The 23453-nt window shown below is 61.8% G+C and carries 30 protein-coding genes; 6 read left to right on the top strand and 24 right to left on the bottom strand.

What is annotated here, in order from left to right; translation table 11 throughout:
• Positions 1-53: 53 nt before the first annotated feature.
• The 11 genes from BP869_RS00720 to BP869_RS00770 form a co-directional block, all read right to left on the bottom strand.
• Positions 54-698, bottom strand: coding sequence for a hypothetical protein (locus BP869_RS00720; RefSeq protein ID WP_342675976.1), 645 nt, complete (start codon positions 696-698; stop codon positions 54-56).
• A complete protein-coding gene (locus BP869_RS00725; protein WP_342675978.1) occupies positions 680-1378 on the bottom strand; it encodes an energy-coupling factor ABC transporter ATP-binding protein in 699 nt (232 codons plus the stop codon). The genes BP869_RS00720 and BP869_RS00725 overlap by 19 nt, the downstream gene beginning before the upstream one ends.
• Positions 1362-2045, bottom strand: a complete 684-nt coding sequence (locus BP869_RS00730) for an energy-coupling factor ABC transporter ATP-binding protein (protein ID WP_342675980.1) — start codon at positions 2043-2045, stop codon at positions 1362-1364. The genes BP869_RS00725 and BP869_RS00730 overlap by 17 nt, the downstream gene beginning before the upstream one ends.
• On the bottom strand, positions 2042-2551 hold the full coding sequence (locus BP869_RS00735; RefSeq protein ID WP_342675982.1) for a biotin transporter BioY: 510 nt from the start codon (positions 2549-2551) through the stop codon (positions 2042-2044). The genes BP869_RS00730 and BP869_RS00735 overlap by 4 nt, the downstream gene beginning before the upstream one ends.
• A gap of 9 nt (positions 2552-2560) precedes the next feature.
• On the bottom strand, positions 2561-3541 hold the full coding sequence (locus tag BP869_RS00740) for a biotin--[acetyl-CoA-carboxylase] ligase (RefSeq protein ID WP_342675984.1): 981 nt from the start codon (positions 3539-3541) through the stop codon (positions 2561-2563).
• A gap of 5 nt (positions 3542-3546) precedes the next feature.
• Positions 3547-3969, bottom strand: a complete 423-nt coding sequence (locus BP869_RS00745) for a DUF2111 domain-containing protein (protein ID WP_342675986.1) — start codon at positions 3967-3969, stop codon at positions 3547-3549.
• 30 nt (positions 3970-3999) lie between these two features.
• Entirely contained in the window at positions 4000-4581 is a 582-nt protein-coding gene (locus BP869_RS00750) for a hypothetical protein (RefSeq protein ID WP_342675988.1), read from the bottom strand.
• Entirely contained in the window at positions 4578-6011 is a 1434-nt protein-coding gene (locus BP869_RS00755; protein WP_342675990.1) for an RtcB family protein, read from the bottom strand. The genes BP869_RS00750 and BP869_RS00755 overlap by 4 nt, the downstream gene beginning before the upstream one ends.
• Before the next feature lie 11 nt (positions 6012-6022).
• Positions 6023-6430 (bottom strand): archease, encoded by a 408-nt coding sequence (locus BP869_RS00760; RefSeq protein ID WP_342675992.1) that lies wholly within the window; start codon positions 6428-6430, stop codon positions 6023-6025.
• Between the two features lie 2 nt (positions 6431-6432).
• Positions 6433-6576: a hypothetical protein gene (locus tag BP869_RS00765; protein WP_342675994.1), complete on the bottom strand. Its 144-nt coding sequence runs from the start codon at positions 6574-6576 to the stop codon at positions 6433-6435.
• A gap of 168 nt (positions 6577-6744) precedes the next feature.
• On the bottom strand, positions 6745-7059 hold the full coding sequence (locus BP869_RS00770) for a DUF2551 domain-containing protein (protein WP_300166309.1): 315 nt from the start codon (positions 7057-7059) through the stop codon (positions 6745-6747).
• A 183-nt stretch (positions 7060-7242) separates the two neighbouring features.
• Between BP869_RS00770 and BP869_RS00775 the strand changes: the two genes are divergently transcribed.
• Complete coding sequence (locus tag BP869_RS00775; RefSeq protein WP_342675997.1) at positions 7243-8100, top strand: protein translocase subunit SecF; 858 nt, start codon at positions 7243-7245, stop codon at positions 8098-8100.
• Positions 8097-9536 (top strand): preprotein translocase subunit SecD, encoded by a 1440-nt coding sequence (locus BP869_RS00780; RefSeq protein ID WP_342676000.1) that lies wholly within the window; start codon positions 8097-8099, stop codon positions 9534-9536. The genes BP869_RS00775 and BP869_RS00780 overlap by 4 nt, the downstream gene beginning before the upstream one ends.
• Here BP869_RS00780 and BP869_RS00785 read toward each other — a convergent pair.
• From BP869_RS00785 to BP869_RS00795, 3 genes are read right to left on the bottom strand one after another with little or no spacing between them, the layout of a single operon-like run.
• Entirely contained in the window at positions 9523-9693 is a 171-nt protein-coding gene (locus BP869_RS00785; RefSeq protein ID WP_342676002.1) for a hypothetical protein, read from the bottom strand. The two genes, BP869_RS00780 and BP869_RS00785, sit on opposite strands and share 14 nt — an antisense overlap.
• 26 nt (positions 9694-9719) lie before the next feature.
• Positions 9720-9995: a thioredoxin family protein gene (locus tag BP869_RS00790; protein ID WP_342676004.1), complete on the bottom strand. Its 276-nt coding sequence runs from the start codon at positions 9993-9995 to the stop codon at positions 9720-9722.
• Positions 9992-10288, bottom strand: coding sequence for a thioredoxin family protein (locus tag BP869_RS00795; protein ID WP_342676006.1), 297 nt, complete (start codon positions 10286-10288; stop codon positions 9992-9994). The genes BP869_RS00790 and BP869_RS00795 overlap by 4 nt, the downstream gene beginning before the upstream one ends.
• Positions 10289-10296: 8 nt before the next feature.
• On the opposite strand from BP869_RS00795, the gene BP869_RS00800 reads away from it, so the two are divergent.
• Together BP869_RS00800 and BP869_RS00805 are read left to right on the top strand one after the other, a co-directional pair.
• Positions 10297-10806, top strand: coding sequence for a Fe-S cluster assembly protein HesB (locus BP869_RS00800; protein WP_342676008.1), 510 nt, complete (start codon positions 10297-10299; stop codon positions 10804-10806).
• On the top strand, positions 10779-11324 hold the full coding sequence (locus tag BP869_RS00805; protein ID WP_342676010.1) for an aldolase: 546 nt from the start codon (positions 10779-10781) through the stop codon (positions 11322-11324). The genes BP869_RS00800 and BP869_RS00805 overlap by 28 nt, the downstream gene beginning before the upstream one ends.
• A gap of 281 nt (positions 11325-11605) precedes the next feature.
• On the opposite strand, the gene aglJ is transcribed toward BP869_RS00805, so the two are convergent.
• A complete protein-coding gene (gene aglJ / locus BP869_RS00810; RefSeq protein ID WP_342677365.1) occupies positions 11606-12538 on the bottom strand; it encodes an S-layer glycoprotein N-glycosyltransferase AglJ in 933 nt (310 codons plus the stop codon).
• 39 nt (positions 12539-12577) lie between these two features.
• Here aglJ and BP869_RS00815 point away from each other — a divergent pair, with 39 nt between their 5' ends.
• Positions 12578-13147 (top strand): DUF99 family protein, encoded by a 570-nt coding sequence (locus BP869_RS00815; RefSeq protein ID WP_342676012.1) that lies wholly within the window; start codon positions 12578-12580, stop codon positions 13145-13147.
• Here BP869_RS00815 and BP869_RS00820 read toward each other — a convergent pair.
• The gene (locus tag BP869_RS00820) at positions 13119-13709 is read right to left on the bottom strand and encodes a hypothetical protein (protein ID WP_342676013.1); all 591 of its coding nucleotides are present in this window, start codon (positions 13707-13709) and stop codon (positions 13119-13121) included. The genes BP869_RS00815 and BP869_RS00820 overlap by 29 nt on opposite strands.
• A 155-nt stretch (positions 13710-13864) precedes the next feature.
• Here BP869_RS00820 and BP869_RS00825 point away from each other — a divergent pair, with 155 nt between their 5' ends.
• A complete protein-coding gene (locus BP869_RS00825) occupies positions 13865-15016 on the top strand; it encodes a WD40 repeat domain-containing protein (protein WP_342676014.1) in 1152 nt (383 codons plus the stop codon).
• A gap of 481 nt (positions 15017-15497) precedes the next feature.
• Here BP869_RS00825 and BP869_RS00830 read toward each other — a convergent pair whose 3' ends face one another.
• The 8 genes from BP869_RS00830 to BP869_RS00865 all read right to left on the bottom strand — a co-directional run bounded on the left by BP869_RS00830 (position 15498) and on the right by BP869_RS00865 (position 23192).
• Positions 15498-15839 (bottom strand): winged helix DNA-binding protein, encoded by a 342-nt coding sequence (locus BP869_RS00830; RefSeq protein WP_342677367.1) that lies wholly within the window; start codon positions 15837-15839, stop codon positions 15498-15500.
• Positions 15840-15844: 5 nt separating this feature from the next.
• Positions 15845-16081 (bottom strand): LSM domain-containing protein, encoded by a 237-nt coding sequence (locus tag BP869_RS00835; protein WP_067050941.1) that lies wholly within the window; start codon positions 16079-16081, stop codon positions 15845-15847.
• An 80-nt stretch (positions 16082-16161) separates the two neighbouring features.
• Positions 16162-16938, bottom strand: coding sequence for a fructose 1,6-bisphosphatase (locus BP869_RS00840; RefSeq protein ID WP_342676016.1), 777 nt, complete (start codon positions 16936-16938; stop codon positions 16162-16164).
• Positions 16935-17840, bottom strand: coding sequence for a class 1 fructose-bisphosphatase (locus BP869_RS00845; RefSeq protein ID WP_342676018.1), 906 nt, complete (start codon positions 17838-17840; stop codon positions 16935-16937). Before BP869_RS00845 ends, BP869_RS00840 begins: the two co-directional genes overlap by 4 nt.
• Before the next feature lie 80 nt (positions 17841-17920).
• Entirely contained in the window at positions 17921-18838 is a 918-nt protein-coding gene (locus BP869_RS00850) for an aldolase (RefSeq protein WP_342676020.1), read from the bottom strand.
• A 357-nt stretch (positions 18839-19195) separates the two neighbouring features.
• Positions 19196-19978, bottom strand: a complete 783-nt coding sequence (locus tag BP869_RS00855) for a tetratricopeptide repeat protein (protein WP_342676022.1) — start codon at positions 19976-19978, stop codon at positions 19196-19198.
• 121 nt (positions 19979-20099) lie between these two features.
• Positions 20100-22535 (bottom strand): CDC48 family AAA ATPase, encoded by a 2436-nt coding sequence (locus BP869_RS00860; protein WP_342676024.1) that lies wholly within the window; start codon positions 22533-22535, stop codon positions 20100-20102.
• 45 nt (positions 22536-22580) lie between these two features.
• Entirely contained in the window at positions 22581-23192 is a 612-nt protein-coding gene (locus BP869_RS00865; protein WP_342676026.1) for a 5-formyltetrahydrofolate cyclo-ligase, read from the bottom strand.
• Positions 23193-23453: the final 261 nt, after the last annotated feature.

Below are 23453 nucleotides of genomic sequence, written 5' to 3' on the forward strand. Positions count from 1 at the left end.
TGAATACCTCGGGGCTCTTAAATATCCTCAAGCCTCTCAATTTTTCAATCTGATCATATAAATACATCTCCAAGAGGTACATACGAGAGAATTACGATAATTCCGGCAAGAGCAGCGGCGCATTTGTCTGCTCTCGTCCGGGTGAATACCGGGCAGACCGAGCCCCCGCCGGTGTAGCCGCGCACGGCAAGGAGGGAGGCGCGGTCTGTCGACCTCTGCATCTGTGCATGAAGGAGGCCGAGGCCGAGGGGGACGACGGCACCGGTGCCGCGGCCCTTCCCTTTCAGTTGCAGGGCCATTCTCATCCGTGTGATGTCACCCTCCAGGGAGGCGAGCGCCTCCATCCCCATCTCGCCGGCAAGGCCGATGTCGAAGCCCCACTTTTTCCCGAAGAGGGAGGCGCCGGCGCCGAGGAGTTCGCCGGGGACGCGTTCGCGGTACGCCCAGAACGCGATGAAAAAGACCGCAGCCAGGCGGAAGAAGTAAGCGAGGCCGCCACCTGCCGTGACCTCGGTCGCGACCGCGGTGATGCCGAGGGTGAGGAGGACGACGGCCCCGGCGGTCCGCGGCGGGAGGGAGGCACGCCTCCTGCTGAATGCCGCCCACCAGAGAAAGACGAGGGCCGCGCCGTGCACCGAGTGGAAGGCCGCGATGGAAAGGGCGAGGATGCAGAAGAGTCTCAGTCGTGCGTCCTGCATAGCGCCTCCACCGCGTCCCTGAACCTGATGTTCTCCGGCACGACGCCGGCGTCGAGGGCGTGCCTGAGGTACGGCGGGGCGTGCCGCCATGCCGGGATGGCGTCAGGCACCCTGCCGAGACAGACGGCATGCCCCTCCTCGACCTCCCAGAGATAGTCGGCCCGCGGGAGCACCTGCCTCTCGTGGGTGAAGATGACGGTGACGCCCCCTTTTCTCTCGTTCAACTCCCTGCACAGGCGGCCCTTCTGGACGCAGTCGAGAGAACTGAAGGGTTCGTCCAGGACCAGGAGGTCGTGCTTCCCGGAGAGGATGCAGGCGAGGTGGAGGCGTTTGAGTTCGCCGCGGGAGAGGGCGAAGGGGTCGTCCCCGAGGCGGTCTTCGAGGCCGCAGAGGGCCGTGACCTCTGCCGGGTCCGCGCCGTAGGAGAGGACCTCGGCCTCGACCGTCGCCTCGGTGACGTGGTATTCGGGGTTCTGGAAGGAGAGGGTGAGGGACTCGATGCCCTCTCTGGTGACCGTCCCTGCCGACGGCCGTATCAGGCCCGCGAGGAGGAGGGCGAGGGTCGTCTTCCCGCTCCCCACCCTGCCGCTGACAAGGTGGACGCCCTCCCCGAAGACGCCGGAGCAGGAGAGGGTGAAGGCGCCGCGCCTGAAGAGGACAGAGTCAAGCCTGACGTCCATGCATGATCCTCCAGAGGGGGGGATAGAAGCAGGTCTCTTCGCGGGCGGCGAAGACGGCGGCGGGCGTGCCGGTCTCGCCGACCCGCCCCTTCTCCAGGTACAGCACCGTGTCGGCCCGTGCGGCGGCGGCCATGTCCTGGGTGCAGCGGACGGAGTACCGGCACCGGCACTTTGCCAGCGCCTCCTCGACGACCCCGGCCGTCTCGCCGTCGAGGTGGGAGTCGAACTCGTCGAGGACGAGCACCTCGGGGTCTGTCGAGAGAGCGGTCGCGAGGGCCACCAGGGCCCGTTCGCCCCCGGAGAGTTCCCTGACCGTGCGGGGGAGGAGGGCCTCGATCCCGACCAGGCGGGCGGCCGCGTCCACCCGTCTCTCCACCTCGCCACAGGGGAAACCGGCGAAACGGGAGGGACTCGCGATCTCGTCGTCGACGCGGGTGAAGAGGATACTCTGGTCGGGGAACTCGGGGACCCACCCGACGTCGACCAGACGCGGCGGTCGGCCGTCGATGGCGATCCTGCCCTGGAGAGGAAGAACGATGCCGGAAAGGAGAGAGAGAAAAGTTGATTTGCCGCTCCCGTTCGGGCCGATGAGGGCGGTGTGCCCCTCGTCGATCCTGAGGGAGGGGATGGCGAGGATGCCGTGGACGAGGCCGTCGATCTCGATCATGCCAGACGTCGTCCGACGATATACGCGGCCGCCGCCTTGACGGCGTCGCCCGGGAGGAAGGGCACCATCCCGACGAGAGTTGCGGCCACAAGTCCCATGCTGGTCGAATATGCAAGCCACGAGACCCCGAAGAGGTAGATCGCGATCGAGGCGGCGGCAAGGCCGGCGATCCTGACCATCTCGGCCTCTTTCTCGTACGCCAGGCCCGCGATAAGGGCCGCGGCGATGAACCCGACGATGAAACCCCCTGTCGGCCCCATCAGGACGCCGATGCCCGCCGTGCCGTTGTGGAAGACGGGCAGGCCGAGGAGACCGAGGAGGAGGTACAGGGCCGCGGGCACCACCGCCCACCTCTTCATGACCACCCCCGCGAGGAGGACGAAGAAGGTCTGGAGGGTGAGGGGCACGGGGACGAAGGGAATCGAGACCCAGGAGCCCGCCGCGATCAGGGCGACAAAGCCGGCGGACTCTGCGATAATGCGGGAACGCTCTTCACTGCCGTACATGGTCCGCCCTCAGAGGTGCATGCAGTCGCCTGCAACGACCTTCTCGATCCGCCCGTTGTCCCGCCTGATGATCAGGGCGCCGTGCTGGTCGATGTCGATGGCGACGCCCTCGAAGGTCTTTCGCATCGTCCTGATCGAGACGCGGTTGTCCAGGGTGCGGGAAAGGCTCTTCCATTCCCTGATGATCGGGTCGTACTCGCCGCTCTCCAGGATCTGGTACCTGCTCTCGAACTCCTTCAGGACGGTCGTGAGCAGGGACGCCCGGTCCACCTCGTGCCCGAGTTCGGCCATGACAGACGTGACCGTCTTCTGGAGGTCGGGCGGGAGGTCGCTGATGTCCACGTTGGCGTCGATGCCGAGGCCGAGGAGACAGTAGTTGACGTTCTCCCCCTCGGTCGAGAGTTCGACGAGGAGCCCGGCAACCTTTTTGTCGCCGATATATACGTCGTTCGGCCACTTGATCAGGGCCCCGAGGTCGTACTTCCGCCTGATCGCCCGGGCGATCGCAAGGGACGCGGCCATCGTGATTAGGAAGAGGGAGTGGACCGGCATCGTCGGCTTCAGGATGAGGCTCGCCCAGATGCCGCCCTTCGGCGAGACCCAGGCGCGGCCCATCCGCCCGAAGCCGCCGGTCTGCTCTTCGGCGACGACCAAGGTGCCGTGGAGGGCGGCAGGGTCCCCTTCAGTGCAGAGCTTCCGGGCCGCCCAGTTCGTCGAGCCGACACTCTCATAATACCTGATCTCCCGGCCCATCACCGCGGTTTTGAGCGTCTTTTCGATCTCCTCGGAGGTGATCGCCCCCCCTCCCCTGACAAGGAGATAGCCTGACCCCCGGGAGAACTCGATGTCGTGTCCTGCCTCGCGCAGGCTCTTGATATGGCGTGCGACCGACGAACCGGGTATATCGAGGGACTCGCTGATCTGTTCAGCGGTGATGGGGTCTTCGGCCGATTCGAGTATCTTTAGAACCTTCTCAGTAACATCGTTCATGGCTATTACCTTTTTGCGGGGATCGCTTCTGTGGGGAGAGGACAGGGGTCTTTTCCGCAGACCTGCTGCAGGATCGCGGACTGGTGCTCCATCAGGGTCGCGAGGTCGAAGATCCCGGTGATGTCGACGACGCCGATCGCACCGATCGCCTCGCCTGCGCTGTCGCGCACCGGTGCGACGACGACAGGCACCCCTCTATAGGGGCCTGACGGCGGCACATCTTTTTTCAGTCTGTTCTCTGCAATGGCGGCCTCGAGGAGCGGACCGGTATAGTGATCGTCGATCACCTCCCCCTCCTCGACACGCAGCCCCGGCGCATTCCGTGACCGCGCCGTTATCGGCAGCCTGTTGAGAAGGAGATGGACCGCCATCACCACCGGCGTCAGGTCGTCTGTCGTGGATGAAGCGGAAATGATATACTGGTCCATTATTCCACCTGTACTCTCCATTACACTCTTCTAAAATAAGGTTTCTCTTTCGGCGGTACAGAAGGTACCGACAAACCGGGCAGAGGGGTACTCGTGGATGCTGGTGACGACGACCACTCCCTTTCCGATCTGCTTTGCAAGGACGACCGCCTCTCCTTCGGGTGTTGCGGCGATCGCGTCCGCGTCCGCGTCGGAGAAGACGCCGTCTGTCTCGACGGCCTCGGGGTCGTAGTCCTCGACGATCGCGGCATACTCGCTCTCGGAGGGGAAGACGAGTTTCCTCTGCTTGAACTCGTGCCTGTACTCCACCCTGAAGGGGAGCCAGTCATAGGCCCCGGGCCTCTCGTCCATCGCCCCGAAAACCAGGAGGTGCCCGCCGTTCTCGACGAAGGCCCTGATGCGCGGGGAAGCGGCGCGGAGTGCCGGGAGAAGACGGGAGTACCGGGGGTTCGCAAAACCGGTCGGCACGATGAGGGCGACGTACCGCCCGCGGTAGAAGGGAGACGCCACGAGCAGCTGGTTGATGGGGTCGCAGCTGACCCCGCAACACTCGTTGACGAACCTGTTGAAGGTACCTGGTTCGTCCCAGAGGATTGCCGCCTTTGCGGTCACCCCTTGATCACCCCGATCGGGTGGAGCCTGACCACAGGCAGGGAGAGCCCTGCCCGGCGGACGACGTCGACGACCTTGTCGCTCTCCTTGTACGCGTCAGGGGCTTCCTCTGCGATCGAGGCGTCGCTCGTCGCCCTGACGATGATCCCCTGCTTCAGGAGTTGTTCCCTGACCTGCCTGCCAGGCGTGGCGTGCTTGGCCTTTGTGCGGCTCATGACCCGGCCGGCACCGTGGCAGGTGCTCCCGAAGGTCCTCTCCATCGCCGTCGCCGTGCCATGGAGGACATAAGAGGAACTGCCCATGCTGCCCGGGATGATCACCGGCTGACCGACCGCACGGTAGACCTGCGGCACGTCGTGGAGACCGGGGCCGAAGGCGCGGGTGGCGCCCTTCCTGTGGACGCAGAGCGTCCGCCTCTTCCCGTAGGCGGCGTGCTCCTCCATCTTGGCGACATTGTGGGCGACGTCGTAGACCAGGGGCATCTCCTCGTAGGCGATCCCGAAGAGGCGGGCGAAGACCGTGCGCACCTGGTGGGTGATCACCTGCCTGTTCACCCAGGCATAGTTCGCCGCCGCGGCCATCGCCCCGAAGTACGCCTCCCCTTCGGGGGAGTGGACTGGGGCGCAGGCGAGTTGCCGATCCGGGATCTCGATCCCGTACTTCCGGGTCGCCGATTCGAGGACACGCAGGTGGTCTGTGCAGACCTGGTGGCCGAGGCCCCGCGACCCGCAGTGGATCATGCAGCAGATCTGGCCGGCCTTGAGCCCGAAGGCCTTTGCCGCCTCAGGGTCGAAGACCGCGTCCACCGCCTGCACTTCCAGGAAGTGGTTGCCCGAGCCGAGAGTGCCGGCCTGCGGCCTACCCCTCTGACGGGCCTTCTTGCTCACCGCGGCCGGGTTCGCCTGCTTCATCCTCCCCTGCTCCTCGCAGTGCTCGACATCCGCGGTCATGCCGAAACCGTGGCTGATCGCCCACTCCACCCCATCGGCCATCAGGTCGTCGAGGTCGGCCTCGGAGAGGCGCATCGTGCTCTCGGCACCGACGCCGGTCGGCACCGTCCTGAAGAGTTCCTCGATCAGGGCCCGCGGGTTTGTGATGTCGGCGACGGTGAGAGGCGTCGTGATCAGGCGGACGCCGCAGTTGATATCGTAGCCGACCCCGCCCGGCGAGACGACGCCCGTATCCTCTTCAAAGGCGGCGACACCCCCGATGGGAAAGCCGTAACCCGAGTGGATGTCGGGCATGGCAAGGGAATATCTGACGACACCCGGGAGCGTGGCGACATTGGCGAGCTGCTGGACCGCCCCCGCTTCCAGCGTCTCCGAGAGATCTTCGGAGAGGAAAAACCGGCCGGGTACCCGCATACCCGGGACATAACCGACCGGCACCTCCCATTCGACCTCGCTGATCTTCTCGATCCCTTCAAGCATTTCCGACTACCTCACACATCAAAGAGTATCTCGCTACAAAACTCTTCCCCGTCCCTGAAGATCTTCAGCCCCGAATAGGATACCCCCTTGATCTCCATACCGCCCAGGTGTTTCTCACGGGAGAAGGGTTCTCCCCTGGCCGTTGCCGTAAGGTTCGTGCCGGTTATGGAGACGTCGAAGGAGGAGAAGACGACCCTGTCCACTTCAGAGACGAAGAGGAGTTCAGAGAGAAAGTCGATCATCAGGGACGGGACGTCGTCGGACGTGACCGAGATGCTCCGCTCGACCTCTCCCTTGTCGCAGGTGACGTACATGATGGAGAACATTGCCCGTGCGGCCTCGGCAAAGAGGGCGTTGCAGTCCTCTGCCCGCACCCGCACCCGCACATCTGCCTGGTGGGGAAGTTCCTCAAACGACATCCTCACTCCAGGTCGTAGGCTGGCACAAGGCCGATATCGATGGTGTCAAGGTACGGCGCCTGGTACATGGAGATATAGATCCAGTGGCGCCCTGCTTTCACCGCCACGTCCGTGGCTTTCTGGGGCTTGACCGAGATCGGAAGCAAAATCGGGCCTCCGCAGGACGTACACACCCTGAAATCGCAGCCCCGCTTTTGAACATATGACAGAACCTCTTCCGAGACTTTTATCCTCAGGATAGAGGGTTCTTTCCCGGTCCTTATCATCCCTTATACGTCAATGCAGGAAAGGGTAAAACTGTTGTGATCCCCCGCCTATCCGCTGTCGAGAAGGCGGGTGACCATGCCGACATAATCGTCCTTGATCTCGTAGATGGCGTTCGTGCTCTCCGGGTCACGCCGCACACGCAGGACCCCGATGCGCGAGGCGATGATCCCCACCATCGAGGCGATGGAGTGGTAACTAACCGTAAAGGTCCGGGAGAGCAGCGCATAGAGATCGGGGATTGTCGTCGACCTGATCCTGACGAAAAAGGCAAGAACTTCATGCCTGATGCCTGTATTGTCTCGTGAAAGGTATGTCTTCAGGCGGGCCTCGATCTCCTTCTTGATGTCGGCCGGCGACCGCATAGTGGTGTGTGGTATTGGCCCCCATATTAATCTTGCTATTTTATTCTGGACTCTTTGGGCCGTGGTATCAGGAAAAAAAGCCTCCCGCGAATGAACAGATCGGGAAGTTATTCCACTCCAAAAAGACGCAATACAGGGGGGGATATCCAAATATTAATCCCTTCTACGGCAGAGTATATACTTATGGGGTTTGTCACCTACGATGTCAACAAATACCCGCCGAAGCAGATGGTAGTGATACCACTCGTTCTGCTTCTCCTGGCGCTCGGCCTCCTTACTTTTAACTGGCTGAGCACAGGGATGCCGTTAACTCCCGGCATCGACTTTGCAGGCGGCACTGCCGTCACCGTCATCACCGACGACAGTATTGATGAGATTAAGGAATATTTCGCAGGATTCCCCCTGACTGATGTCGGTGAGGGGCTCGATGGCGGCAAGTACGTCAGGTTCGGCCCCATGGACGACGACCAGGCACAGGCGCTCAACGAAAAGGTTCTGGAACGCTATCCTGACGCAAAGATCGACCAGATCGGCGAGGCCTTCGGGAGCACCCTCCAGCAGCAGGCCTTCATCGCCCTGATCTTCTCCTTCATCGGGATGGCGTTCGTGGTCTTCGTCGCGTTCAGGAACTTCGTCCCGTCCATGGCCGTTGTCATCTCGGCATTCTCGGACATCGCGATCACGGCGGCGATCATGAGCCTCATCGGCATTCCTCTCACCCTCCCGACGACAGCGGCCCTGCTGATGCTCATCGGTTACTCGGTGGACAGCGACATCCTTCTTACGACCCGCGTCCTCAAGAGGCAGGGGAAGACGGAGGACAAGTTTGCCGGGGCCTACAGAACCGGCATCATCATGACCACGACGACGATGGCCGCGGTCGCGGCGATGTTCGCGGTCACGGCCTTCGGCGGCGTTGAGGTCATCGCCCAGATCTCGGCCGTCCTTCTCGTCGGCCTCTTTGTGGATCTTATGAACACCTGGGTGCTCAATGTTGGCATCCTCAGGGCATACGTAACACGGAACGGGAGGCACGCATGAACAGCGATACGCTCAGAAAACTCTATACCGACTGGAGGATCGTCCTCCTGGTGGCCATGGTCATCCTCTCGATCATCGCCATCGGCCCACACTTCGAGGACGGAAAATTCACGACCAACCTCCAGTACGGCCTCGACCTCCAGGAGGGTTCCTGGCTCCAGATGGAGTTCCAGGCCGAAGTGGTCACCGTCGAACCGGGCATCGATATCAACAAGCTTGCCGACACCCTGAGCACGGAACTGGACACCGAGGTAATCCCGATCTCGGCGGACCAGGTCGAGGTCAGGAAGGCGTTCACGCGTGAGCAGCTTGAGCCCGTCTTCACGAAGGCCGGGGCAACCATCGTTACCGTGAACCCTGGCGTCTCCAAGGACACCGCCGAACTCGTGAAGCGGACCCTTGACGAGAAGGTGAACAGTCTCGGCACCAAAGACGCACGGGTGAACATCCTCACAGGCCTCAACGGCATCACCCGTTATGTGCGTGTTGAACTCGCCGGCGTCGACATGAAGACGGCGAACGAGATCGTCGGTCAGCAGGGCAAGTTCGAGATCCGCGTCCAGACGACCGGAAACCAGACCGAGCACGTGATCTTCGGCGACGTGATCACGAGCGTCAACGTGCCGACAAAGGACCAGCAGGGTATGTGGGGCGTCGGCTTCACGCTCAGCCCCGAGGGTGCGGACGCCTTCAGACAGGGCGCCATCTCCTCGAATGCGGTGAACGACCCGCAGAACCATGAACTGGTCATGCTCCTGGACAACAATACGGTGTACTCGGCGCCCCTGTCCGCTGAACTCGCCTCGCAGCTGAAGGCCGGGCCGATCCGCAGCCTCAGCGCCTCCACCGGCGTCGGCGACGAGGGCCTGCAGGACGCAGAGAACCTTGAGATCCACCTGCGGGCCGGTGCCCTGCCTGTGGACGTGACTGTCGCAGGGTCGGGATCCGTCTCGGCGACACTCGGCGACTACTACAAGATGCTCTGCGTCCTGGCCGCGATCGCCGCCCTGATCGTCGTCGGTGTCGTGGTCTACTACCGGTACCGCGAACCGAGCATCGTGCTCCCCATGGTCGCAACAAACCTCGCCGAGATCATCATCCTGCTCGGCATCGCACGGTTTGTCCAGCAGCTTGACCTGGCATCGATCGCGGGTATCATCGCCGTGATGGGTACGGGCATCGACCAGCTCGTCGTGATCACCGACGAGGTGCTCCACGAGGGCAGGGTGCCGTCGTCGAGCGTCTACCTGAAGAGGCTCTCGCGGGCCCTCGGGATCATCGTCGTGGCTGCCGGGACTGTCGTCTTCGCGATGCTGCCCCTCGCCCTGATGGACCTCTCGACTCTCCGCGGCTTTGCCATCATCACCATCCTTGGCGTGCTCATCGGCGTCCTGATCACCAGGCCCGCCTACGGCAAGATCATCATGCGTCCTTGAGAAGGGCAAGGGCGCGTTCGACATTCTCCCACCGCGTCTGCTGGGTGAGCACGGCACCGATGACCACCTCGTCCGCGGGTGCGTCCCACCAGACGATCTCGCCATAGCGTGCGGCAAGAAAACCGAACAGGGCCCGGACTCGTTCGTCCTGATCCATGAAAAGAAAAATGGTGAAGGTATCCCTTACTCTTCGATCAGGGGCTTGAGGATATCCTCAAGGACATCGGCGCGGGTGACACCCTCGATTTTCTGGAGGACAATGCCGTCCTTCTCGATGATAAGGGTCGGTACAACACGGATCTGGTACTTCATCGCCTCTTCCATGTTCTGGTCGACATCGATCGTCCTGATCTCGACCAGATCGCCCATCTTAACCTTGAGATCTTCAAGGATCGGCGTCTGCATCTTGCACGGCCCGCACCATGTCGCAAAAAAGTCAGTCAATACCGGTTTGCTCATACTATCCCTCTTTCTGCATGATCATCGATCAGAGATAATAAAATGCTTTCGAGCGTCTCCGCGTCGGTGACCTTCTCAAACCTCCCGACCACTTTTCCCCCCGCCTCGATGACAATCGTCGGAACGGTCGTCAGCCTGTAGGCAGATATCAGGTCGCGCCTCTCCGCGACATCGATCATCCTCACCTCCACCCGGTCACCGAGCCTTTCGGCCAGGCCCTGCACGATGGCAGTCTGCTCCCGGCAGGGTTCGCACCACGCGGAGAAGAAATCGATCAGCACCGGTTTACCCATGCCGACGTATGGGGAAAAAAGAGGGGAAAGAGTTTCCGGTTATTTCGAGAGGATCGCCATGGGTCTGTACAGTCGAGGGGGTCGACCGGGCCGATCAGGCGGTGGTCGAGGCGGCGGTCCGCTGCACCGGTTTTTACCGGGTGAAGACGGCGCGGCTGAAGAGGTTGTGCCGCCGGATTTGTGAGATGGGGGGTGTCGAGGGCCTGTCCCGTCTTCCGACACCTGCCTTGCGCGAGGCGCTCCTTGTCGTCAATGGTGTCGGCGAGGAGACGGCGGACAGCATCCTCTGCTACGGGTTTTCCAGGCCGTCCTTCGTGGTCGATGCCTACACGAAGCGTATCTGCGGGTGCATCGGTGTCACGAGATCGTATGCCGAGCTCAAGGCCGCCTTCGAGAGGGTGCTGCCCGAGGACGCGGCACTGTACGGGCGTGTCCATGGCTGGGTCGTCGAATATGCGAAAGAGTTCTGTGTTGCAGGACGGTGTGACGAGTGCAGGATGAAGATTGTGTGCGTATAGGAAAGAGGCTCTTTACCGAGGGCCTTGTCGGCGGAAATTTCGGGAACATGAGCAGGAGAGAGGGGGACGGTTTCCTCGTCACGAGGACGGGATCGTACCTCGACGATCCCGGCGACCTGGTAATGGTGCCCTGCGAGGGTGAGGCCCCGCCGGGAGCGTCGAGCGAGTACAGGGTACACCAGGCGGTCTACAACCTGACACCCCACCTGGCGATCGTCCACGCCCACCCGGCGCATGCGGTGGCGGCGTCACTGGCCTGCGAGAGGATCGTCCCGAAGGACAGCGAGGGCGAGATGCTCTGCCCGGAGATCGCGGTCGTCGGCGGTGCGCCCGGGACGCAGGAACTCGCCGACAATGTGGCGGCGGCCCTGAAAGACGCCCACCTCGTCATCGCCCGCGGCCACGGCACCTTCGCGGCGGGAAAGAGTCTTGATGAGGCGTATCTCTACACCTCGCTCGCGGAGTACTCGTGTCGGGTTTTGTTGTACGCGGGGTTGTGGGGGAAGGGAATTCTCTGATACGATTTTTTTGTGGGGTTGGAGTATCCGCCTGATCCTGCGAGAAAGCGTGGATTCACCGCCTTCCCCCTACCGCTCACCGGGGGCAAGCCCCCGGACCCCCCACTCAGGATAGGGTCGGGGAAGACAGAACAGGAGATTCAGGTCTTCGCGGAGCAAAGCGGCAGTGGTCCTGAGAAATACAATCGCAGTGAGACCGACCGCGGGAGATCACTCTCCCGAGATCGGGGCTGCAATCCGCCGGGCTGAAAAAACGGGGATACCCCCGACGAGAGGAGGAATCACTCCCGCCTCTTCGGCGGCTGAGGCGGTTGCAGCCGCTGGACCTCCCGGATTACCTCGCGGTGGAAGGCAAGGATCAGGTCGCTGATCACGCCGAACATGAAGATCTCGATGCCGACGACGATGAAGAGCACCGTGAGGATGGTCATGGGGAGGTGCTCGATATTTTTGAGCCATTCGAGGAAGACATAGACCCCGATGCCCCCGCCGATAAAGGTGAGCAGGAGCCCTATCATCCCGAAATAGAAGAGGGGATTATTGAGGCGGGCGAAACGGAAGATTGCCGAGAGGATCCTGAACCCGTCCTGGACGGGATTGAGTTTGGTCGGTGTCCCCGGCCGCATCAGGTAGTGGACAGGGACCACGGCAACCTGCTGGTCGAATTTTACCGCCTGGACTGCCATCTCGGTCTCGATCTCGAACCCCGCCTCCTGGAGGTTCATCTGCTGCAGGGAGGAGAGGGTGAAGGCCCGGTAGCCGGAGAGGATGTCATGGAGGTCGCGACCATGGGCGACCTTGAAGAAATAGTTGATGATATAGTTCCCAACGAGGTTGAGACGGGTCAAGGCACCTTTCTCCGGGTAGGCGAGGCGGTCGCCGATCACGTGGTCGAAACCGGAGAAGAGGGGCGAAAGCATCTTCTCGGCGTCGTCAGGGAGGTACGTGCCGTCCCCGTCGAGCATGAGGACATAGGGGAGATCGATGATCGCTGCTGCTTCGATGATCGCGTTTCCTTTTCCTTTTTCGGTCTGGAAAACGACCTCTGCCCCGGCTTCCCGTGCAATCTCCGGCGTGCCGTCGGTACTGTGCCCGTCCGCCACCAGAATCCGGTGATATCCCCTTTCTTGAAACTCCCTGACCAGGCCTTCTATGGTCGGCGCCTCGTTCAGGGTGGGAATGAAGATGCACACCTGGTCCTTCTCGATCTCCATCGCCATAGTATTTAAAAAGCCATCGTCATAAGTGCTTCCATGCACATGGCGAAGAAGGGGCTGCGTGCCCTCGGTATCGCCGAGAGTTTCCGGGGGCGGGAGAGGTCCACGCTTGCCGGCGTCGTGATGCGCAGGGACGGCGTGATCGACGGTTTCGGGTTTGGCGAGGTGACGGTCGGCGGCATGGACGGAACCGTTGCTGCGACATCGCTTTTTCAGGGACTGGAACGGGAGGATATCAACTGTGTCCTCCTCTCCGGTTGCGTCATCGCATGGTACAACATCATCGACCCTGACGCCGTCAGTCTGGCGACCGGCCTCCCCGTCGTCGTGGTCACGTACGAGGACTCGGCAGGTCTGGAGGAGGACATCGCCGCCCACTTCCCGGGCGATGCAGAGAGGATGGAGGCGTACCGCCGCCTCGGCCCTCGCGTCCCCCTCCTCCTCGGCACCGGGTATACCGTCTATCTGCGGGCCTCGGGGATCGATACGGCGGACGCAGGGAGGGTCGTCGACGCCTTTACCCGCGACGGGAAGGTGCCCGAACCCCTGCGGGTCGCACGCCTCGCGGCCCGTGCCGCTATGCAGTATACGTATCGGCAGAGATGAGCGCATCTGTCCGGGTGTCGCGGATCTCGACCCGTACCACGTCGCCGGGACGGAAGGTACCGTTGGCGAAGTCGACGATGATCCTGCCGTTCGGGCACCACATGCTCCCCTCGCCGGTCATATACTGGGTGCCGGTGTGATGGGTCTGTATGAACTCGTGCGCCTCCATTGTCAGGATGCAGGCCTCGACCTTCTGGCCGTTCTTGAAGAATGTGGGATATAGATCGTTTTTGACATAGTAGCATGTCCTGTCGGGCTCGGTCATATGGACGCCAAGACGTTTCCAGAACTCTTTCATGGCCGCGTCGCCGGCATCTTCGGGAGGGGGACGGGGGTTGTACCAGAGAGCGACGCGGCTGTCATAATTCATACTATACGGAGAGTCGTCATCGACATGGGCGATGTCGATGATCTCGAAAATGCACGGTTCCTCTGAGATCGAGAAGGAGAAGGAAAACTCCGGGCAATAGATGATGAGGAGGACAGCGGCGGTCATGACGATCGCACAGAGGATCAGCTCGCCTATCAGATGAGATGTTGCCTCAACTGTTCCAGAGCTCATTGTTCAGGCCTGGCGATACCCCCACATAAGACCTCCGGTCGGCGGACATCTCTGCCGCTCCCGTCAGCGCAAAATTCATATATGAGGGGCGTGATCTCTCTCAAACTCTCTTCTTCCTCTGCTGTCGGGAAGGGGGAAACAGGTGGGGGACGTGCATGCCGAAGTGGACACTATTTGCTCTTCTCTTCGTTCTGGCACTGCAGATCGTTGCGGTCGCGAGTGCCGAAGAGATCGAGGCGACCAGGGTATGGGAGCATTCCTTCGGGAGCGAGATCCTGACCCTTGCACTGGCGCCTGACGGTTCCTCCTTTGCGGTCGGGACAAACAGGCCAGGGGCCCTGTATTATTATGACCGGAACGGCACCCTCCTCTGGAGCCATGAAACCGGGTGCCCTGTCTATGGTTCTGCAGTCTCGAAGGACGGGGCCTATGTCGTCGAAGGGTCGGATCTGGTGCGGGTCTTTACCCGCGAGGGGGATCTGGACTGGAGGTGGGAGTCGGGATATTTCGCCTTTGGCGTGGCAATATCTCCCGATGGCAAATACATCACCGTAGGAAGCGACGACAGCACCGTACGCCTTCTCAGACGCGGCGCCGGCGAGTTATGGAAGTATGATACGACAGGCGATGTCGATGCCGTCGCGATCTCGGCCGACGGCGGCCTGATCGCCGCGGGTGCCGACGGTCAGGTCTATCTGCTGGGCAAGAACGGCAAAAAGATCTGGAAAAAGGATGCAGGACAGGGGATCAGGTCGGTCGCCATATCTCCTGACGGAGCCCTGATCGCAGTCGGATCCCTGGATTACCGGGTTCACCTCTATAGCAGCAATGGGACGCTGCTCTGGCAATACAGAACGGACAACCGCGTCCATCATGTGGGGATCACATCTGATGGCCGGGTCGTCGGGGCATCGCAGGACCAGGCCGTCTATCTGCTCTCAAAAGATGGCGAACTCCTCTGGAAGGAGACACAGCCCGCGTCGGTCACCGCGGCCGTCATCTCGGATGACGGATCTCTTGTCCTCTCGGGGACGGGCACGGGTGACCAGAGGGTATCCATGTACGCCCTCGAAACGATTGCCGCAGTGATAACGACGCAGCCGACGCAGCCCCCGACACTCCCCCCTGTCAGGACGATCGAAACACTGCCCCCTGTTGCGGAGGCACCGGGATCCATACCTCCGGAAAAGTCCCTGTTCGGGTTCTCGACCATTTTTAACCGGCCCCTGCCGCAGGTCCTCCTGCTCGCCGGCGGGGTGGTGCTTGCAGGGTGGATGGTGGTGGCCCTGTACCGCCGGCGGCGGTGATGATCAGGTCTCCATTTTTCTGCTCTGTTGAAAGTGGGAGATACCTCTGATCCTCCGGTGAAAGCGTGGATCCACTACCTTCTCCATACATGCTCACCGCGGGTTTCATCCCCGGTACAGGCATTTAGATCCTGTGACACCCGTACAAACGCCATCCCTTTATCAGACACCGGGGGACTACGCCCCCGGACCCCCACAAAATGAGGATAGGATTAGGGATGGGAGAGCCGGATCAATCGCCTTTTCCATACGGAGTCACCGCAGGTTTCATCCCGAACCCCTGCAATGGGGATAGAACCGGGGAAGAGGATTGCTAAGGGGGAGATTGCCGTCCCACCCCCAATCCTAATGTGGGGTTCGAAGACACTTTGTCCCCCAGTTCCGATTATGGGGACGGCAGCGGGCCGCATTCGTGCCTTGGTGAGAGCATGAGCGATTCTCCAGAGCCGAAAAAAGGGAGTTCGTCCCGGGCAAGGACTGTTTACTCGTTAACTTCGCTGATCGCCAGTTCGTACATCCAGTCAAGAAGGACCGAACACTGCTCCACATTGCAGTCCAGGTCACAACCGACACAGGGGATCAACTCTTCTCCTGCCATCAGGAGAGAGGGATCGACCGCCTGCTGCCGTGCCTTCAGCAGGTATGTCTTGAGCCCCTCCTCTCTGTACTCGAGGCGATCGATGAGGCCGGCATCGCTCAGTTTCTTGACGACCCGCGAGCATTTCCGGCTGTCGATGTTGAGGAGTTTCCAGAGTTCGCTCTGGAGCACTCCTTCCTGCCTCGACTGGATGATCCTCAGGGCCTCATCTTCAACAGCTGGCATGTCCATCAGATAAGGGGCGCGATCGTAAGAATATTGTTCCCCCTGATGACGACGGTGCCGAGGTTGCGTCCCCGCTGGTCGCCCGTGAACTCGATCGTCTCGTCCATATGCAGGTTCAGGTGCTCGTCCACGGCAACGAGTCTTCCCTGCAACTTCCGGCCTTCGTCCTTGATCTCTACGCTAATTTTTGAATCAACGAGCGAAAAAACTTTTTTCACTGGCAGAACAATACTGTTGACCATCTGAGGTTATGTGGTGGTGGAAAGTATTTAATCTTTCCATCGGCCGGAAAAACCTCATTGCACCGTTTTTTCCGGAGGCCTCACCGCGGGGTGAAGGCGGGGTCGTCGAAGAGGTCTGCCGGGCCGATGAGCATGCCGTCATGGATACCGAATCCCAGGCAGACGGCCTTTGTGCAGACCGGGACGGCGTCGCAGAGGCTGACAGGCATGAAGTCTGAGTCCGCGACGGCGGCGAGGACGCCGGCGACAGGCGGGCATCCCCTGCCTGTGCCGAGGAGGAGGGCCGGGTCGGCGCCTGTGCAGGCGGCGGCGACGGTCGTCTCAGGCCCCTCGACCTTCACGACAGACGCACCGTCGTGGATATGCGCCAGAAGGTCGTAGATGCCGGACGGAGTGGGATAGAACCCGCCGTCAGTGCAGGTGAAGGTAAAACCCCGGCGGAGGAGGGGGTCGTCCACAAGGGCAGGCGTCGTGTAGGGATCGGCGAAGATGCGGGCGAGCGCCTCGCTCCAGGCCCCTTCAGCCGCCCCGCTGGAGAGGAAGACGAGGACGCCGTCTCCGGTCTCGACAGGGAGGTCCGCCCTCCCCGCCTCTCCCGATCCGGTGAGGCCGAGACTGCCTGCAAGGGTGCGGCACTCCCCCATCACGCGGGCGAGGAGGTCGGCGATCCGCGGGTCGTCCCGGTGGGTGACGACGCAGGCAAGCCTTCCGCCAACTCTGGTCACGAAGGAATCGATGATGAGGCCGCCGTGCTCTTTTTTGAGCAGTTGTGCGGCCCTCTCGATGACGAGAGGGTGCGCCTTCAGGCCTGCCGGGAACCCGCCGAGGTCTGCGGTCACCACCGTGACGGTGGTCATGCGTGCGTCCTGCCGAAGATCTCCTTCACCTTCCTGATCATGCCGGCAGACCCGACATAGATCGGGGTGCGCTGGTGCGGGTCGTCGGGTTCCACGTCAAGGAGGTTCCGGGTGCCGTCGGTGATCGCGCCCCCGGCCTGCTCGGCGATGAAGCCGACCGGGACGGCCTCGTACATCAGGCGGAGTTTACCCTTTGGCTTGTCATTCAGGGCGGGGTAGCAGTAGATCCCGCCGTACTTGAGGATCTGGTGGAAGTCGGCCACATAGGATCCGGTGTAGCGGACCTTTGCCCCCTCTTTCTCGATCGTCTCGATGAACGCCGTGTGCGGCGCCGTCCACTCCGGCCTCTTCCCGCCGGTGCCGTACAGGGTGCCCTCGGGCATCCTGACGTCGGCTTCGAGGAGACGGTAGACGCCCTCGTGGTCCATCGCAAAGATCTGCACGCCCTTCCCGATTGTCAGGGTGAGGGTCGTCATCGGGCCGTACAGCATGTAGAGTGCGGCCTTCAGGTTCCGCCCCTTCTGCCGCACCGACCCGTTGCCGAAGATCCCGATGATCGTGCCGACCGCGAGATTTGTCTGGATCAGGGACGACCCGTCCATCGGGTCCATCACGATGGCATAGTCCTGCTTCGCATCGGCGAAGGTGAGCACCTCCTCCTGCTCCTCTGAGGAGAGTTCGCGCACGAGGCCTGAGTCGCGGGCCGCCCCGATGATCTGTTCGTCGGCCCAGGTGTCCATCGCCGCCTGCTGTTCGCCGTAGATGTTCTCGCTCCCGGCATAGGACTGGTGGGTGATGAAGGCCTCCCTGATCGGGCCCGCCTGCCGTGCGATAAGTTCGATGAGTTCCTGCAGCCCGGCTTCGCAGCCTGCCGCCTTGAGATATTCTTGCAGTGTCGTCATCTTCAGTCTCCGAAATTCTCTATATCAGATCCCCTATAAGAACACCGCCCCGATACAGGGGGGCGAAAAGAAAAAAAGGGTCAGTTGCCCTTCAGGAGCGCGACGGCGTCCTCAAGGGGTGCATTGTCGATGGTGATGGCCGAGATGGCGTTGCACATCCTGACCGCCTCGTCGAGAGACTTCTGGTGGATGTTCCGGCCCGTTGCATTGCCTGACGCACCGCCGGTGTGGATCTGGTCGTACAGTTCCTTGAGGAACTTCGTCTCGTCGATGCTCGACCCGCCGGCACAGACGACCTGCGTCCTGCCTGCGGCGCGGGTCACCTCGCGGAGGAGTTCGGCCGAGACCGCGCCCTCCTTCTTCGGGGAGTTCACCTTGACGAAGTCGGAGCCGAGGCAGGCGGCGACGCCGGTGGCGCCGGCAATGAGGTGCGGGTCCTTCTCGTCCTTCACCGCCGCGCCGCGGGGGTAGATCCAGAGGACGGTGATCAGGCCGTGCTGGTGGGCCTCGAAGATGATCTGGGCCGCTTCCCTCATCATCTCGGCCTCGTACTCCGAGCCGAGATAGACCGTGTAGCCGACGCCGAGGACTTTCAGGCCGGTCTGGTTGCGGAAGGCGACGACCTGCCCGACTGTCGAGATCATCGGGCTGTACGGGTCTTTCTGGGCGGTCTTCACGAGGTGGGTCTTGGAGTTGAGCTTGACCAGGTACGGGACGTCGGGATAGTCCCTGCCGTACCGGGCGATCAGGCCGAGCTGGGTTGCGAAGACGCCGATGCGCCCCTTCTGCGCGATCCTGAAGAGGTGCTCCGGGTCGGCGTCGTCCTCGTGGATGCCCTCGCCGAAGAAGTCGTCGTTGAGGTGCTCGATCTTCTGGTCGCCGGCAAAGAGCATGAGGCGGCCGGATCCGTGGGTGATTGTCCTGTAGTTCTCGATATAGGTCTCCCGTGCCGTGCCGGGAACGTCGGCGGGGACGGACAGGGTAACATTTGCAGACATACCAGACTCAATCATGCCGCCCTGTACTTATTTTTTATGGGAATCCGGGTTCAGGGGAATCGGGCATGAGTCGGCAGCACGCCTCAGGCATACTGCATGAAATGTTTTTCATGGTAAATCCTGTTGTCATGTGTCCATGCCGGGGGGCTGCCGCTCGAAAATCAAAGATTTTCTCGATTCACTCCGTTCATCCTCCCGGCCCCTCAAAAACCTACGATTTTCGAGGTAGTCCCGGGTCCAGATTGCAGGAATGTATCGAGCCGAGCGAGCATGAGAGTTTTTAAACAGCCGAACATTCGTCTCCTCAGAACAGGGACAGGAAAGGCTTTCGATGATAAAAAAGATGGGGGAGAGATCTCATCCAAGGTTTTTGACAATGTCCTCGCAGGTCTGGACGGTGAGTTCAGACCGCGCGACGAGGCGGGTGGCGAGGAGGGGCGCTGTCTTCGGGTCGAGGGCTATTGCGTGGTTGAAGCACTCCATCGCATCCATATAGGCGTTCGGGTTGGGATTGAACGACGACCCGCCCGCCATGCCCGTGATGTCCCGGAAGGCGTCCTTCATCTGCTGTTCCTCCTGCAACGAGATGTAGAGGAGGGCGTCCCCTTTCTGGACCCATGCAGCCGCGTCGTCCGGCCGTATCTGGACAAGGTGATCATAGTACCCGACGGCCTCGTCGTACCGTCCGAGGAGGAGACTTGAGGCCCCGGCCGTCTGGAGGGCCGGGAGATCGGCCGGGGCGAGGGCGAGGGCATTCGTCGATGCCGCGATGGCGCCTTCGAAGTCGCCAGCCTTCATGAGTGCCTTTCCTTTCTCCGAGAGTGTTGCTGCATCCCCCTCTCCGGTGGTGAGGGCCATGTCATAGCAGACGACCGCTTCGTCGTACCGCCCCTGTGCTGACAGGGCCTTTCCTTTCACCCGCAGGAGGTCGGGATTGTCGGGGACGACCGTGCTCGCGAGGTCTGCACAGGCGGCCGCCGCCTCGTACTGCTCGAAGGAGATGAGGGTGGAGGCGGCCATGGTGCCGGCATCGGCGGCCCCCGACGAGAGATACTCCGGGTCATCGGCGATACGGTCGGAGAGGTAGAACCCGGCGACGACCAGGATGCCGGCAGTGAGGAGGAGCCACTTGATCTTCACAATTCACTTTAACGGCATATTGCAAATATAGGTTTCTATTTTTTTGTCGAAGTGAATGTACGATATGTCGATTTGTGTTTCAAATTTATTCTCAAATTGTCATTCCAAAAAAGAAGTGGGTTCAGCTCCCCTGCAGGTGTCCCGGGGCATATGCAGGCTTCTGCTGTACCCCGAGGGCGGCCTCCAGTTTTTCGGAGAGGGCCGTGATCGCGGCAAAGTCCTTCTTCTGCGCATAGTTCGCCGCCCTCAGTTCCTCTGCAAGCGTCCTGACCATCTCGTCGCCCCTGCCGGCGACAAGCCCCGCGCGCTTGACGAGAGTCGCCGCCTTTTCGAGAATGCCCTTCTGCTCGCCGGAGTACAGGATCTCCCAGGAGAGGCGCTCGAACTCCTCGCGCCTCTCAGCCGGGAGAGACCCTTTCACCTTCCCGAAGGCAAGGTCGAAGTGCCTGGCGGTGACCCGCACATTCCCGATCGCGTCGGCCCGCTCTTCCGCCGACTTGTCCTTCATCGCCGCGATGAACTCGCGCATCGCCGCCAGTTTCGCCTCCCTGACCACGGCCTCGATGTCGGCGCCGACATAGCCGTCCGTCCGGGCGACAAGGTCGTCGACCTTCACGTCGGCCGCAAGCAGTTCCTCGGTGCCCTTCAGGTACACCTCGAAGATCTTCTTCCTGCTCCCTGCATCGGGCGGCGGCACATAGATGATCCGGTCGAGCCTGCCCGGCCGGAGGAGCGCCTCGTCGAGCATGTCCGGCCTGTTCGTCGCGCCGAGCACCATCACGTTCTTCAGCTCCTCAAGGCCGTCCAGTTCGGTGAGGAGCTGGGAGACGACGCTCTCCGTCACATGGGAGGAACCGGCGTACGAGCCGCGTTTCGGCACGAGGGAGTCGATCTCGTCGAAGAAAACGATCGACGGGGCCGCCTGCCGCGCCTTTCTGAAGATCTGCCGCACTCCCTTCTCAGACTCGCCGACCCACTTGGAGAGGAGTTCAGGGCCCTTCACCGAGATGAAGTTGCACTCGCTCTCATTGGCGGTCGCCTTGGCAAGCATGGTCTTGCCGGTGCCGGGCGGGCCGAAGAGGAGGATGCCCTTCGGGGGCCTGGTGTGCATGCGGGTGAAGACTTCGGGGTACTTCAGCGGCCACTCCACTGCCTCGGAGAGTTCGCTCTTCACGTCGTCGAGGCCGCCGACGCTCTCCCATTTCACGTCAGGCACCTCGACGAGCACTTCGCGCATCGCCGAGGGTTCGACGTGCTTTCTGGCCTCGTCGAAGTCCTCGCCCGTGACCTTGAGGCTGTCGATCAGCTCTGCCGGGATCTCCTCCTCGATCTTGATCTTCGGGATCACCTGGCGGATGGCGTGCATCGCCGCTTCCTTCACGAGGAGGGCGAGGTCGGCGCCGACAAAGCCGTGGGTGGTGTCGGCGAGGTGCTGGAGGTCGACGTTCTCGGCAAGGGGGACGCCCCGCGTGTGAACCTGGAAGATCTCAAGCCTCCCCTTCTTATCGGGGATGCCGATCTCGATCTCCCGGTCGAACCTGCCGCCGCGGCGCAGGGCCGGGTCGATGGCGTCCGGGATGTTCGTGGCGGCGATGACGACGACCTGGCCGCGGGCCTTGAGGCCGTCCATCAGGGCGAGGAGTTGCGCGACGACCCGCCTCTCCACCTCGCCCTTCGTCTCCTCGCGTTTCGGGGCGATGGAGTCGATCTCGTCGATGAAGATGATCGTCGGGGCGTTCTCCTGCGCCTCCTCGAAGACCTCGCGCAGGCGCTCCTCGGACTCGCCGTAGTACTTGCTCATGATCTCCGGGCCGGAGAGTGAGATGAAGTGGGCGTCCACCTCGTTGGCGACGGCCTTGGCGATGAGGGTCTTCCCGGTGCCGGGCGGGCCGTACAGGAGGACGCCCTTTGGGGGATCGATGCCGAGGCGTTTGAAGAGTTCGGGGTGGCGCATCGGGAGTTCGATCATCTCCCTGACCATGTCGAGTTCGCGGCCGAGGCCGCCGATGTCCTCGTAGTGGACGCCCGTGGCCTCCTTGCGCACGCCCTCGCCTGGCTTGTACGGCGTCTCCTTCAGGTCGACCTCGGTCATCTCCGAGATGATCGCGATCCCCTTCGGAGCCACCTTGGTGATGACGAAGGTCAGGGGGTTGCCGAGCACATTGACCCGGATGGACTGACCCTCGAAGACCGGCCGCCCGACCAGGATCCTCTTGAGGAACTGTTCGCCGCCGACGAGCCTGATCGGCTGGGTCGGCTGGATGACGACCTTCTGGCCGTAGCCCACCTCGACTTTCCCGACCCTGACCGTATCGTCGATGCCGACGCGGGCGTCGCCCCTGATGGTCCCGTCGATCCTGATGATGCCTTTTCCCGTGTCCTCGGGATAACTCGGCTTCACGATGGCGGCAGCCTTCTGTTTGCCCTGGATCTCGATCACGTCACCGGAGACGAGACCGAGGTCCTTCATCACGTCGATGCCGAGACGCGCGATGCCGCGCCCGGCGTCCTCGTAATACGCCTCTTTGACAGTAAGGTCCCGATAATCTTTCTGCATATGGCACTCCCTCACAGAGTGATTTACTCAAAGTTAGTGCGTATGTTATTTTAACTTTGCGCACACTCCCGGTACAGGGCAGGAAAGGGTTTCGTATTCTGTAATGATCGCGTCCATCTGCCGATCAAAGGGTTCGTGAGGGACGGCCCCGACTTCCTGGCAGGCGAAGGCGATGCCGATCGTGCGGATATCCGGGCACTCTGCAAGAAAGCGGTCGTAATATCCTGCACCGTACCCGAGGCGGTTTCCCGACCTGTCGAAACCGACCATGGGGACGATGACGGCGTTGAGGGCGGCGGGCGATGCCGGTATCTCGTGGCCGATGGGTTCGGGCACATGGAAGGTGCTCTCCACGAGCACGTCCCTGTCTTCAAGATAGGAGAGGCGGAGGGAGTGGGTCTCCTTCTCGATGATCGGGACGACGACCCGCGTACCCCGCGCAAGAAGGGCGTCGATGAGGCCGGCCGTATCGACCTCCGGGGTTTTGGAGACATAGACCATCACGGTCCCGGCCCCGTCGAGGAGGGAGAGGAGGCGGGCGGTGACGGCCCTGCTTTTTTCCTGGATCTCGTCTGCGGAGAGGGCGAAGCGGAGTTTCTTCACGCTGTCCCGCAATGCCTGTTTTGCCGCAGGCTGCTCAGGACGCACAGCATTCATCCATACTCTATCGCGGTCGGCCGGGGATAAAGAAATCTCTTCTGGGGTTGGATGTACGGGATCCACCGTCTTCCCCGCGATCCGAATCTTGAGACTACCAACGAAGACCTGACGATCTTCTTGCCTTCCTCCGGTCGTCCCCCGATCTTTAGGATAGGACGGGGGAAGTGTAGATGTGATCATGATGAGGGAGATTGCCGCCCCCAATCCCCGGATGACCGAAGGCGGTCAATAAACCAAAATTTTTGCGGGGGGTGGGCC

This window comes from Methanofollis sp. UBA420 (assembly GCF_002498315.1).
Classification (GTDB): Archaea; Halobacteriota; Methanomicrobia; order Methanomicrobiales; family Methanofollaceae; genus Methanofollis.

Coding starts and splice junctions, on each gene's coding strand:
- BP869_RS00720 (WP_342675976.1), bottom strand. CDS start 698: ATGCAGGACGCACGACTGAGACTCTTCTGCATCCTCGCCCTTTCCATC.
- BP869_RS00725 (WP_342675978.1), bottom strand. CDS start 1,378: ATGGACGTCAGGCTTGACTCTGTCCTCTTCAGGCGCGGCGCCTTCACC.
- BP869_RS00730 (WP_342675980.1), bottom strand. CDS start 2,045: ATGATCGAGATCGACGGCCTCGTCCACGGCATCCTCGCCATCCCCTCC.
- BP869_RS00735 (WP_342675982.1), bottom strand. CDS start 2,551: ATGTACGGCAGTGAAGAGCGTTCCCGCATTATCGCAGAGTCCGCCGGC.
- BP869_RS00740 (WP_342675984.1), bottom strand. CDS start 3,541: ATGAACGATGTTACTGAGAAGGTTCTAAAGATACTCGAATCGGCCGAA.
- BP869_RS00745 (WP_342675986.1), bottom strand. CDS start 3,969: ATGGACCAGTATATCATTTCCGCTTCATCCACGACAGACGACCTGACG.
- BP869_RS00755 (WP_342675990.1), bottom strand. CDS start 6,011: ATGCTTGAAGGGATCGAGAAGATCAGCGAGGTCGAATGGGAGGTGCCG.
- BP869_RS00760 (WP_342675992.1), bottom strand. CDS start 6,430: ATGTCGTTTGAGGAACTTCCCCACCAGGCAGATGTGCGGGTGCGGGTG.
- BP869_RS00770 (WP_300166309.1), bottom strand. CDS start 7,059: ATGCGGTCGCCGGCCGACATCAAGAAGGAGATCGAGGCCCGCCTGAAG.
- BP869_RS00775 (WP_342675997.1), top strand. CDS start 7,243: ATGGGGTTTGTCACCTACGATGTCAACAAATACCCGCCGAAGCAGATG.
- BP869_RS00780 (WP_342676000.1), top strand. CDS start 8,097: ATGAACAGCGATACGCTCAGAAAACTCTATACCGACTGGAGGATCGTC.
- BP869_RS00785 (WP_342676002.1), bottom strand. CDS start 9,693: ATGGATCAGGACGAACGAGTCCGGGCCCTGTTCGGTTTTCTTGCCGCA.
- BP869_RS00790 (WP_342676004.1), bottom strand. CDS start 9,995: ATGAGCAAACCGGTATTGACTGACTTTTTTGCGACATGGTGCGGGCCG.
- BP869_RS00795 (WP_342676006.1), bottom strand. CDS start 10,288: ATGGGTAAACCGGTGCTGATCGATTTCTTCTCCGCGTGGTGCGAACCC.
- BP869_RS00800 (WP_342676008.1), top strand. CDS start 10,297: ATGGGGAAAAAAGAGGGGAAAGAGTTTCCGGTTATTTCGAGAGGATCG.
- aglJ (WP_342677365.1), bottom strand. CDS start 12,538: ATGGAGATCGAGAAGGACCAGGTGTGCATCTTCATTCCCACCCTGAAC.
- BP869_RS00815 (WP_342676012.1), top strand. CDS start 12,578: ATGCACATGGCGAAGAAGGGGCTGCGTGCCCTCGGTATCGCCGAGAGT.
- BP869_RS00820 (WP_342676013.1), bottom strand. CDS start 13,709: ATGAGCTCTGGAACAGTTGAGGCAACATCTCATCTGATAGGCGAGCTG.
- BP869_RS00825 (WP_342676014.1), top strand. CDS start 13,865: ATGCCGAAGTGGACACTATTTGCTCTTCTCTTCGTTCTGGCACTGCAG.
- BP869_RS00830 (WP_342677367.1), bottom strand. CDS start 15,839: ATGCCAGCTGTTGAAGATGAGGCCCTGAGGATCATCCAGTCGAGGCAG.
- BP869_RS00835 (WP_067050941.1), bottom strand. CDS start 16,081: ATGGTCAACAGTATTGTTCTGCCAGTGAAAAAAGTTTTTTCGCTCGTT.
- BP869_RS00840 (WP_342676016.1), bottom strand. CDS start 16,938: ATGACCACCGTCACGGTGGTGACCGCAGACCTCGGCGGGTTCCCGGCA.
- BP869_RS00845 (WP_342676018.1), bottom strand. CDS start 17,840: ATGACGACACTGCAAGAATATCTCAAGGCGGCAGGCTGCGAAGCCGGG.
- BP869_RS00850 (WP_342676020.1), bottom strand. CDS start 18,838: ATGTCTGCAAATGTTACCCTGTCCGTCCCCGCCGACGTTCCCGGCACG.
- BP869_RS00860 (WP_342676024.1), bottom strand. CDS start 22,535: ATGCAGAAAGATTATCGGGACCTTACTGTCAAAGAGGCGTATTACGAG.
- BP869_RS00865 (WP_342676026.1), bottom strand. CDS start 23,192: ATGAATGCTGTGCGTCCTGAGCAGCCTGCGGCAAAACAGGCATTGCGG.